We start from the raw sequence: 11,767 nt of genomic DNA on the forward strand, positions 1-11,767 counted from the left end.
CAGCCTTTGTGCTGGATTTTTTTATAATGGGATCTCATAGTTTACGAGCTTGTTATACAAGTTTACTTACCTAAGGATGCATGATGCAGAAAGGTTTATTACTATCGGCGATATTACTGTTAACCTCCACACAATCAATTGCGCAAACTGAATATGAAATAACGCCATTTGCAGGCTATCGTTTTGGTGGTGATTTCGACGTTAGCATTAACGGTGACACCTCAAGCTTAAACCTAGATGACCAATCCAGTTATGGTGTAGTTTTCGCGTGGCCATTCGATCAATCGCGTCAGGGCGAAATTTTATTTAGTCACAACAAAACGCCATTCGAAAAACAAGCGGCAATTGACACCGAGCTGAGCGTTAGTTACCTACACTTGGGCGGTAATGTCCCATTAACGACGGGTGACATTCCTATTTTGCTGTCGGGGGGAATTGGCGCGACATTTTTCTCTCCAAGTAACGATACTTATGACAGTGAAACGAAATTATCAGGCAATTTAGGGCTGTCAACCAAAGTTAAGCTTGCAGACAATCTCAACTTTGTTTTCGGTGGCCGTGTTTATGCAACCCTGTTTAATAATGAAGGAGAGTTTCTCTGTAACGAGTCTGAATGTAGCCTTTCAGTGACAGGGGATTTGTGGATTCAAAGTGAAGTATATTCCGGCATAAGCTTCACCTTTTAACACGTTATTGTAGAGCGCCGCTTATTGAGACGGCGCTTGAAATTTAACGTCCGTTAAAAATTGCTCATCCGTCAACGTATGCAGAAACGCCAACAAATCGGTTCTATCTTGTTCACTTAGCTCAAACCCTTTAACAAATTGACTTTTGAGCGCGTTTAGCTTGCCATCACCAGTCAATTCACCTGAGGAAACATCGCGCCCACCACGTGCGTACATGTCTATTACTTCACCCAAGGTAGCGATGCTACCATCATGCATATACGGTGCACTAACGGCGATATTTCTTAACGTAGGTGCACGAAAGCGTCCATTATCACGCGCTAAGGTACTGATTTCCGCTAAACCAATATCCTTTTTGGGGTACCCCGCCTCACCATTTTCATTAATAACATTGTATAAACCAGTATTGTGAAACGGCCTTCGGTCTAGTTGCTGTTTTTCATGACTCGTTGATTGCGTAAAATTAAAGCCGCCATGGCAATGGTGACACTCTAATTTTTCAGAGAAAAACAGGTTCATCCCCCTAAGTTCTGACGCATTAAGCGCATTGTCTTCACCGTAGTATGCATACCGATCGAATGGTGCATTAAGCGAGATAAGACTACGAACAAAACTGGCAAGCGACTTAACAATTAAATCGTAGCTAATGGCTTGATCAGCAAATGCTGCTTGGAACAGTGCTTGATATTCTGGACTATTGAAGCGCTGTAAAATTTCTGCTTCATGACCAGTAATGCCTAATTCAATCGGAGACTCACCAAACATGGGTAACAATATTTGTTGCTCAAGAGACGTGATGCCATCATGCGCCCACGTCAGTGTTTTGTTGTAGGCAATATTGACAAGCGCCTGAGCATTGCGGCGATGGGCTTGTCCGGTGCTACCTACCGAAGTAGGTTTATTCTCGCCAAAGCCAAATGCCTGTTCATGACAACTTGCGCAAGACTGCGTTTGATTAAATGATAGATTCTTGTCGTAAAAGAGATGACGCCCTAGTTCTATTTTTTCCAGCGTCATCGGGTTGTCAGCGGGTACTTGTGGTAGTGGAAAACCTTCAACTACCGGCCATTTATAAGGCGTTGGTGTTTTTTGTTCCGAGCACGCGCCAACAAATGCAATGCTTAGCACTGCCAACACACCCGCCAAGTACTTTTGTTTGGGCATACTAGCTTTCATTATCGGCAAGACTCGCGTGAGTATTCGTCGCTGGCGCGAGAGTTCCTATACTGAAAGCGCGTTGAACATTGCTAAACAATGCATGGCAACTTGCATTGTCCGGTTCAGACTGGCAACTATTGCGTTCATTTAACGGCATGTTTGACAATAAAGCATCCAATGCAAAATGGATGTTTATTGGCTCATGCGTGTTAGTTGCTATGTGATAACGAAAGCGGTTTGGCTGTCGACAAGATTCGACGGGCGATCTTACTGGGCTTGCCGAACTACAGCCGGTAGAGCCTAGATGAAACCACCAAGCATCGTTGCTATTGTTCATTTCAACGCGCATAAACTTATGCCCCGTACGCCAAACCCAAAACATGCTGGCTTCGTTCAATGGTGAAGGCTGCGTGAGCGGGTTTTGATGATTTAGGTCAAATGGTACCCCTAAATCAAACGCGATTTCGGATATATCAGCAGGCACAATATTGCTAGTAAGGGCCAATTGAAGGTTTTGTTCAGCAACATTTCCCTGCTCACACATCAGCGACAACAACGCAACATTTTCACTTTGAAATTGACCAGATTCAAATTCAAGCTGATGCCATTGATTGTGATGATCTTTGATAGACAAGTCGCTAATAAAAAACTGAATTTGCTCAACTTGCCAACCAGATTGACTATTTAACGCATCGCAAGTTAAGTTCTTCCCCTTATACGTCAACACCATAGGAATATCTGACTGTTTCTTATGAGTTTCACATGCCGCTAGCAAAACGGTGAGTACCACAATAATTGAATATACAAGAACTCTCACTCTGTACCTCTTATTTTGCATGAAACTAAGCAGCCAATTATGTTACCAGGCTAATTTTCAGACAATTTTTTGTATATTTGTTAAATGAATCTATGTTAATTTACACAAATATAACACTTAAATTTTATGAAAACAGCACCATTGCCACTATTTTATGCCAGTGCCGTTGACCGATTAGACAAGGATTTTGCCAATGAATAATGTTTTGAAGTTATCCATTTTAGCGCTTTCGCTGGGAGTAACTTTCAACTTATCCGCTCATTCTGAACACGACAAAGCACGATTTGTTGCTGAAAACGGGGTAGACAAAGGCGACTGCGACAATCCATTACGTCCATGTAAATCAATTGGCTACGCTGTACTTAGAGCAAATAAAGGTGACAAGGTACTAGTAAGCAGCGGTACATATAGCATTAATAATGTCGACGAAATATTTTACCTAAAGAGCAATATCGTACCTGTACGAGGAGGCTATAACCGATTTGATCACTTCCAAAGCCAAAGCCCTGCTTCTAACCGTACTACGCTTATTGGCGTACCAATGGATATGGCTAAAGAACTAAGTAATCAAGGTTTTAATGTAATCGCTGACGGTAAATCTCAAGAAACCGATAAGAAACTAGCGAAAAAACTCGCCAGCTATGCAAGCTTAAATGAAGCGCACACCAACATCGAATGTGTTGACGGCAAAGCCGATGTGTTTGATTGCAACAATGTCGATTTAATTAGCCATATGCCATTAAGTGCAATTAGCATAGCGCCAGCTGAAGCCAGTGACATTTGGGGTCACGTTGATCTCAATACTGGTAAAGAATATGCCATTATGGGACTTAGAAACGGTACAGTTGTTGTTGATGTTTCCGATCCAAGCTCGCCTCAAGAGGTCGGTGCAATCTCTGGTCAATCTGTAACTTGGCGCGATATTAAGGTTTATCAGTATTTCGATGAAAATCTTAATTTATGGCAAGCATATGCCTATGTGACCTTAGATGGCGCTAGCCCGAGTGTGACCGATCACGTCACTATCATTAACCTAAATAATTTGCCACATTCTATCAACGTAGTTGAAAACAATGAGACAGTGAATAATGCACACAATGTTTACATCTCTAATGTTGATTACACCTATAACATCGCCAGACCTAATGCGACCCCAGTACTACACCTTATAGGGACTGAACGCAATACCGGCCAATATCAAAATTATTCATTAGCAACGCCAAGCACGCTGACACCACTTTCTGACAATTACAACACAACCGTAGATACTGGTAATAGACCATACACTCATGATGGCGCATCAATCACCATAGATGACGAGCGCAAAAATCGTGACTGTGTAAATTCAAATAGCTCATGTACCGTGTTTATCGACTTCAACGAAACTGAGATGTTGTTATGGGATATCTCTGACACTGACAACGTTACCTCACTTGGTAGAGGCACCTACAGCAATCCTCAGTACGTGCATTCAGGATGGTCAACGGAAGATAACATGTTTGTTTTCTTGCATGATGAGCTCGATGAATCTCGCCTTGGGGTATCGACTACCGTTCGGGTATTTTCGATTGAAGATTTAAACACTCCTACACTTGTAGGCAGCTGGACGGGCACGTCAAGAGCTATTGATCACAACGGTTTTGTTCGCGGTAACCGTTACTATATGTCGAATTATCAAAAAGGCTTGACCATACTCGACATTACTGACCCAACAACACCTCAAACAATCGGTTACTTCGATACCTATACGCCGGGAAATAGTGCTGGCTTTGATGGTGCTTGGGGTACTTACCCATTCCTTCCATCAGGCAATATACTAGTAAGCGATATTGATAGTGGTTTATACATACTTAAAGATAACACGCACAACGATACGCAAGGTCACATCTCGTTTACCCAAAGCGAGATTGATAGCTTACCAGGTGAAGTACTTTCATTGCCTGTCATGCGCCAAAATGTTGATGCGAATGCCAGTTCAGTTTCAATTGGCTATGAAATCTTAGATGGCAGTGCCAAAGCCAATACTGATTACACACCGGTAACTGGACGACTAGATTGGCAAGATAACAGTAATGGTATCCAATCTATCAACATCGCATTGTTAGATAGCGGTGATCAAACCGCCAAAAAATTCTTTGTGCGCTTGTTTGACCCTAAAAGTGGCGCGTCTTTGTCGGCACCAAGTTATTTAACAGTCAATATTACCGGTGACGCCGACAACAGCTCGGTGAGCTTTGTTCAGCAGTCTATTACCGTCGCTGAAAATAGTGGCCAAACTACCATATCTGTAGCTCGCAACGGTAATACCAACAATACGATTTCGATTGATTACACCATCACTGCAGACAGTGCTACTCAAGGTGATGATTTTGTACTTGCATCAGGTAGTTTAGACTGGAACGCTAACGACAATAGCAACAAGAGCATTGTTATTGATCTGATAGACGATGAACTAGAAGAACAGCTGGAATCATTTACTATCAATTTAGCCAATCCGAGCTTAACTTCGATTGGCGCGATTTCATCAATAACGGTCAATATTGCTGATGACGATACCAATAATCCGCCGACTGTGACATTGAACGAAGACTTTTCTGTTAATACCACACAAACTGTCAATCTCACTGCACAAGCAAGCGACATGGACGGCGATGAACTTACTTTCCTTTGGCAACAAACCTCAGGACCAAGTGTTGACCTAACAGATGCAACGACATTAGATGCTAGCTTTGTTGCACCAAGTGAAGCCGCTACATTAACATTTGACTTCACTGCCACCGACTTTAGAGAAGCCAGTACAACAAAGAGCATTACCATCACTGTAGTGGCGCCTGTAACGCCCCCTACACCGACTGAACCACCTAATAACAATAGTGGTGGCAGCGGAGGTGGAAGCTTCGGCTATGGTGCGCTATTACTACTTGCAGGCCTATTCAGGTTTCGCCGGAAGTAACTAATCTGATATCCTGAGCACGCAACGTGCTCAGGATTGACTAACAATTAAGCGAACAAGCAAAATATCGATAATTTTTGATTTAACGCGCGTGACATCAAAATAAAAAATGCTTATACTGCTCGCCGTTTTGTACGATCTGTGCAGAATTTCTAAAATGGCCCTTTAGCTCAGTTGGTTAGAGCACCCGACTCATAATCGGTAGGTCCCCAGTTCAAGTCTGGGAGGGGCCACCATTTTTTCTTACGAACAATTATTAGCAGAATTAATATTTATAATAACTGCTTATTTTTTAACACATTTTCTTACATTTTTTCTACGAAACATTCTGACATATTCTAGTGACAGCTCACGTTTTATGTAACATTATTCTTAACATCGTTAAATATGATCGTTCAGGAGTGTTACATGCCCAAGATACCTAAACCACTTACTGATACCAAAATTAAATCAGCTAAACCCAAAGAAAAGGAATATAACCTTTCGGATGGTAACGGTTTATTTCTAAGGGTAATGCCTAATGGCAAAAAGCGATTCTTGTTTAACTACATTAAACCACTCACCAAATCTAGAACAAATATAGGCTTTGGTTGCTATCCCGAGATAACTTTAGCCCAAGCAAGACAAAAGAGGCAGGAGGCGAGATCTCTTTTAGCACAGAAGCTGGATCCAAAAGAACACTATTCAAAGCAAGAAAGCGAATTACTCGAAGCTCTCACCAATACATTTGGAGTATATGCGCTTAAATGGAAAGAGTTAAAACTAAAGCAAGTCAAACAAGAAACAATTGAGAAGCAATATCGCTCTTTAGAAAAGCACATATTAGAGCTTATTAAAGATGACTGCGACAAATAGACACAGAAATAATAAATTGATGTACTTCTACTTCATTAATTACTTCAAGTAAAAAATTCTCCGCTAGTTTAAACTAACAAATCAGGTTTAAATAAATTAAACATATCTGAACGTCGTTAAAATGCCAGCAGCACGTAATTGTAACTCCTCCTTTTGAGCAACTTGTTAAATAGCTTGTCTACGAACTCTTGCAAGCTCATCTTTATTTCTTAGCTGCCTAACTAAAAACTCAGCCCAACGCTTAGAGTATAAATAGCCATCAAATCCTTCAACATATGCAGCATATTCACCTTTATATGAAGTAACAAGTTCGCGTGGCCTCGCATTGTAATACTTCCAACATTTTGTATGTAATGTTGGATTAAAATCTTTAATTTTCTCTTTTACGATAGGAATAACTTTACTAGGTTTCAATTTAAATGGTGATTCAATTCCTTTAATAAAAGCTACCCCCTGTTCATAGTTAGCCATCTCATCATCGTTCAACTTATTAACATTAATGAATTCTACGGCCAAATCAGCGGATTTGGCATGATTCCCGAGTTTTGGAACTAAGAACGCTCTTATCCTGTATTTTTGACTTTCAAGTACTTCATCTGACAAATCATTTTTATATGTTTCCATGTATTCTCGCACGACTCGATAATTCTCAGTTTGAAATTGTTTTAACGCTTCCAGTTGAGCTTGTTCCGACGTTCGTGTTAATTGCATTGCAATAGCTAGCCTCGCCATTAGTGCGTAGCTATCTCCAAACTCTTCTACTAATAAGTTCTCAAAGTTGTTGAGCGCAGATTGACATTCACCACTAGTCGCAAGATCAACTGCCGGTAAGCTTCTATGTTCAATCTTATTTCTAAGTCCGATAAGAAAATTCAAATTCTTAGTTTCAGGGTTGGCTTGTCCCCCCCAATATTCAGAGCAACATCGAGATAACTCCCACGCCTTTTCTTCTCCGTCAATCAATCTTGGGTTACCATCATCATCAAGATAAAAATAGTTTTGTGATTTTTTTTCAAAAATCGCGTGAAATAACGCTGTATAGGCGATAACAATATTAACGATGAAGCCATAAGTCTTGAACTCTGTATACGGGTTGTTGTATGTAGATACTGCTAATAAAGCAAACTCTCTAGCCTTGTGAAGTAGTATGCTTTTTGATGAGAGTTTATTAGGGTCTTGAAGTTTTTGTGAGTGTATAAGGCTAAACTCTTCCAGACTAAGGTAGATAAGGCCTGTAGACGTATATTGGTTACCATCCCGTTGTACGAATTGGTGCCACCTTTTAGTTGGGTACGTTTGACAGCTACTTAGTGCCCAACCAGATGCTTCAACAAGTTCAGCCATAGTGAAAGCTTCTCCGGCTTTCTCCTTTGCTAGCATAAAATTAAAAGCTAGCTCTACTCTTTGATTCCGATTCAAGACAATACTCCATAAGCTATTAAACGCCTGCACAAGCGGGACAAAATGCTTGGCTAAACTAAGCGAAGCACGAGCACAAGCCAAGCTTTTTGTGTCCGTACTAAATGCGTTTGTTATAAGTAATTTATTCTGTTTTAGCTAGCTTTCCAATTTGCTCGTGATATGCACGTATATCTATATCAGTTTTAAATTCCACAATACTCATTTTCAAGCCGTAATAGAGAGCGAAGCTCATAATCATAAACCGATCGGATGGAGATATTGCTTTCCAAGACTTTCCTTCTGCGACCCACGAAAGTGTATTTACAGACGATGATTCAATAATGTCTTTTTTTTGTTTCTCATCAAATGTATCAAAAAAATTATTTACGATATTTTTATCAATTTTTAGATTAAGTTTATGAGCGAAATTATTGCGTATTGTGCCCAAAAAATTTAAGGGCTGTTTAAATTTTTCAGGTAACCCTAAAGATAAAGAAAGCTGAACTTTACCAAAATAATCTAATTTTAGTGGAGATAAATAATCTGGACATGGAGTGGCAAGATGTAAAAATTGATTTATCAAATTTTCGATATGTAAATGAGTCCGAATAACACGGCCGACCTCGTCTTCTTTCTGCAACGCAATTGATAACTCACTAATGTCAAACATTTTACACCGAATTTAAGATTACTTATAACGCTTGGCTGGCACAAAATAGCAGGCTAAACAAAGCGACGAATGAGCGCAGCCTTCTGTTTTGCGCCTCTTTGGTTTAGGCACTGGTTAGGTGCACTTATTTATTAGCACCATTATCTGCGCCAAAAGAGATGATTTTGGATTTACCCCATACCCGCTTATAACCCGCAGCCCCCGCAGCAGTTACGACAAGGGCAGCTCCAATCCAAGTGGAAACCTGTTCTCGGCCCTCTGGCGCGAAGATAAAGATTAAACAAGCAGCTAAGAGCAATACAGCTGAAAGTATTAAACTTAGCCGTTTGGTTTTCTCTTGTTCGATAATATACGCCTCATGAACTCGAGATCTTTCCGAAACAAAGAGGTTTGGATCAACTGGATTGTCTCTTGAAACTCGTGAAACCCCCTGCATGATATTTGAATTCCCCCAAGGGGCTGAAATGTAAAGACTAGATTCATCGTACTTATTTTTTTCGTCTTGTTTATCCATAACTAAGTCTCCTAATATTTGCGGAACTCAAAGGCACTAAAAGCTTGAATATTGTGTGAGCTTAGTTTGGCAATTTTATTGCGTTGTTTGCAACTAAAAATGAAAAACTTTAGTGAATCACAATTCATTCTCTTATTCGGTACTCATACTCTTAGAGTCAAACAATCCTACCCAGCGCCATATGAAATGATAAGGAGAATATGCGTCAAGTAAGTATGTTATCTGATATGTATTAGAACTACCCGTATGAGCTACTTCATTACGAACCTTCGACATCATATTTAGTGCCTGCCAACAGTTATCTGGATTGAACCAGTTATTCTCGAATAAGCATACATCTTGTTCAAATTTCGACAAATCAATATCAAGAAAATTTTTATATTTTTCATGGAGCTTTTGCAAGCTAGTGCCATTAGATAATTTACATACCGAATTGGCAATATTCTTATTTGTTACTTTCTTATGAATTAGTTCCTTAAATCTATTGACCAAATAGTACTCAACTGAAACAAAAGACGAAGTAACTATTTGTTCACAAATAGTTTTAATGTGTGGATCTTGGCGAAGCAAATCATTTTCTTCTTTAGACATATGAAAATACCACGCATTTACTAATGTACTATGACAATTATGGTCATTCATAATATTGTTGATTAACTCTAGATCTGCTTCTGTACCTTTAAGCTTTGCAAAAGCATGAATAGTATAAATATCGGCAGTCCTAATCAAATCTTGTATAGATTTGTAGTGCTTTTCAAAAATACTAAATGCTGATTCCATTTTATCTAGATACCTAAAAGTTGGATTAATAGTTGCGATGTCAACGAACTCCATTTACAACTTTAAGATGAACGCCTAAGTTCTCATTGCTGTTATTTTATGTAACAAGAGTCGTAACACATACACTTTAAGATAATAAAAATGCATTTACATTACAAATATTTAGCAGATAAACTCAAGTCTGGGAGGGGCCACCATTTTATTTCAAATATTTCTCAAAAACTTAAACTTAAAAAACGTTATAAAGATTCATTTATAGCTAATATTTGGACGCTTATTGGACGCTTTTCTAATTAGGAAGGCTTAATATACAACTTTTGGATAACTCTCTCCAAAGATCAATATAGTCTTGTCGATTTTTTAAATTATCGCTACAAACCTTCATTGATTCAGATAGTTTTTCAATTAATTTGTCTTGGTCCGGCATTCTTTCAGCATCAGCTAAGATACTGGTCAACATAGACTCAGGGACAGACTTACTAAAAGCTTTTGAAGATTTCCATATTGCGTCAAATTGCTCTACGCTAGTTTCATCTGAAATTGACGTGGACACATAAGCCATAACAATCGCTAGTTCAGCTCCTCGCGCAAGGTCTAACAACTGTTTTGATTGCACACTATTACTCCTCACTATATTTGCAGTAATTTTATAGATAGCAGAAAACTTACCCCAAGCTTCACTTTGACGATTTACATCTTTGATCTTTAAAAAGTTTTTTTCGCCTGAAAAATACGAAGTCTCATCGTATGTTTGGGCAAATGCTGTAAATAAAGAAATGCCCCAAAGATCATCAGTAAGTAGCCAATTTTATTTCATACTTTCTGACATGTAGGTATTCATACGTTGTACAATATGCTCTCTTGATAATTTACTACAGCAAACCGAGTTGGACAGAGCTATTTTGAGTTTAAGTGTTTTATTTGGGTTGTTTGGCATTTTCCTATAACTAAGTCCAACTATTAAATACGCCCAGCCTAGATCGGACACGCGACTTCTTCACAAACCTTTGTACAAGAAGAGGTGCGCGTCTCAGAATCCCATTCCCACTCACAGGTGGGCTGTACTTGGCATGAACGACCTAAATTCCAGTTAATGGGATCAGCTTCATTTTTTACCAGCCAATTGTTGGCACAATTAAAATAGTTTTTACAAAAGAAGTTAGATGAATGCGCTTTTGGCGAAGGGTGTCCACCTTCGAAAGTTTTGTGCAATTCATTTTTTACAGTACTCGCGTAGGCTTTGGCTTTACTACCCCAAAGGATAAAGGACATTGGCTGCTCTAACGTATCAATATAAGCCATCAAGTAGCCTGTAAAATCTTCCCACAGTGGGACATGTTTAGCTATTTTACAAAACCCATCTTTCGGACATGGGATTGTCAGCGCCATATTTAGCAATAACACATTATTTTCTGCCCACTGAGATGCGTCACCATCATTAAGATCAGTACAGATACCTTCATTGTTCGCTTCTAAAAATACCCGTTGGACAGATGCCACATCTGACGTTGGCGTGCCCTGTGGTAATGAAAAAGACAATCCTGTGGCCAGCCCTGGTTGCGGTGCTGGATCTTGTCCTAAAATGACAGCTTGAGCTAACGTTGGCGGTACCATATATAATGCTCTAAACGTCGCCCCGACACTTGGACTTATTTCCCAGCCGTCTTTAATTTGTTTATCCAATTCCTGAGAGATGGTTAATACCGACGCTTTTACTTCAGGTGTATTAAAAAAGTGCTCCCATCCCTTTGGCATACACGTATAGGTCACATCATAAAGTGAATATTTTTCCCAAGTTAGCCCATCAAGGTTGTGGCATAGAGAAGATTCTTTTTGGAGCGCTAGTGTATTATTAGTAACTGTGTTCGTTTGACTGGCGCAGCCGCCAACTAAAAAAATAGCGACGACTATGGTAACGCGTAATATATTCATG

The 11,767-nt window shown here is 39.6% G+C and carries 11 protein-coding genes and 1 tRNA gene; 4 read left to right on the top strand and 8 right to left on the bottom strand.

Translation table 11 applies throughout. The features are described from left to right. Positions 1-83: 83 nt before the first annotated feature. Positions 84-686, top strand: coding sequence for an outer membrane beta-barrel protein (locus tag ACSLUK_RS11885; RefSeq protein WP_448548872.1), 603 nt, complete (start codon positions 84-86; stop codon positions 684-686). A gap of 21 nt (positions 687-707) precedes the next feature. Here the strand turns inward: ACSLUK_RS11885 and ACSLUK_RS11890 are convergent, their stop codons facing one another. Together ACSLUK_RS11890 and ACSLUK_RS11895 are read right to left on the bottom strand one after the other, a co-directional pair. Beyond that, complete coding sequence (locus ACSLUK_RS11890) at positions 708-1,850, bottom strand: MbnH family di-heme enzyme (RefSeq protein ID WP_448548873.1); 1,143 nt, start codon at positions 1,848-1,850, stop codon at positions 708-710. Position 1,851: 1 nt separating this feature from the next. Then, positions 1,852-2,661 (bottom strand): MbnP family copper-binding protein, encoded by an 810-nt coding sequence (locus tag ACSLUK_RS11895; protein ID WP_448548874.1) that lies wholly within the window; start codon positions 2,659-2,661, stop codon positions 1,852-1,854. Positions 2,662-2,854: 193 nt separating this feature from the next. Here ACSLUK_RS11895 and ACSLUK_RS11900 point away from each other — a divergent pair, with 193 nt between their 5' ends. From ACSLUK_RS11900 to ACSLUK_RS11910, 3 genes are all read left to right on the top strand, one after another. Further along, positions 2,855-5,614, top strand: a complete 2,760-nt coding sequence (locus tag ACSLUK_RS11900) for a choice-of-anchor B family protein (protein WP_448548875.1) — start codon at positions 2,855-2,857, stop codon at positions 5,612-5,614. Between the two features lie 159 nt (positions 5,615-5,773). Beyond that, positions 5,774-5,850 (top strand) — tRNA-Ile (locus ACSLUK_RS11905). A 172-nt stretch (positions 5,851-6,022) separates the two neighbouring features. Further along, positions 6,023-6,469: an integrase arm-type DNA-binding domain-containing protein gene (locus tag ACSLUK_RS11910; RefSeq protein ID WP_448548876.1), complete on the top strand. Its 447-nt coding sequence runs from the start codon at positions 6,023-6,025 to the stop codon at positions 6,467-6,469. Between the two features lie 165 nt (positions 6,470-6,634). On the opposite strand, the gene ACSLUK_RS11915 is transcribed toward ACSLUK_RS11910, so the two are convergent. From ACSLUK_RS11915 to ACSLUK_RS11940, 6 genes are all read right to left on the bottom strand, one after another. After that, positions 6,635-7,888 carry a DUF3644 domain-containing protein gene (locus ACSLUK_RS11915; RefSeq protein WP_448548877.1) on the bottom strand — a complete coding sequence of 418 codons (1,254 nt, stop codon included), beginning with the start codon at positions 7,886-7,888 and terminating at the stop codon, positions 6,635-6,637. Positions 7,889-8,012: 124 nt separating this feature from the next. After that, positions 8,013-8,540 carry a hypothetical protein gene (locus ACSLUK_RS11920; protein WP_448548878.1) on the bottom strand — a complete coding sequence of 176 codons (528 nt, stop codon included), beginning with the start codon at positions 8,538-8,540 and terminating at the stop codon, positions 8,013-8,015. A 124-nt stretch (positions 8,541-8,664) separates the two neighbouring features. After that, positions 8,665-9,054, bottom strand: coding sequence for a hypothetical protein (locus ACSLUK_RS11925; RefSeq protein ID WP_448548879.1), 390 nt, complete (start codon positions 9,052-9,054; stop codon positions 8,665-8,667). A gap of 132 nt (positions 9,055-9,186) precedes the next feature. Next, the gene (locus ACSLUK_RS11930; protein ID WP_448548880.1) at positions 9,187-9,834 is read right to left on the bottom strand and encodes a hypothetical protein; all 648 of its coding nucleotides are present in this window, start codon (positions 9,832-9,834) and stop codon (positions 9,187-9,189) included. 289 nt (positions 9,835-10,123) lie between these two features. Beyond that, entirely contained in the window at positions 10,124-10,450 is a 327-nt protein-coding gene (locus ACSLUK_RS11935; protein WP_448548881.1) for a hypothetical protein, read from the bottom strand. Between the two features lie 359 nt (positions 10,451-10,809). Then, positions 10,810-11,766, bottom strand: coding sequence for a uracil-DNA glycosylase (locus tag ACSLUK_RS11940; protein ID WP_448548882.1), 957 nt, complete (start codon positions 11,764-11,766; stop codon positions 10,810-10,812). Position 11,767: the final 1 nt, after the last annotated feature.

The sequence above is a fragment of the Thalassotalea fusca genome (assembly GCF_053485835.1).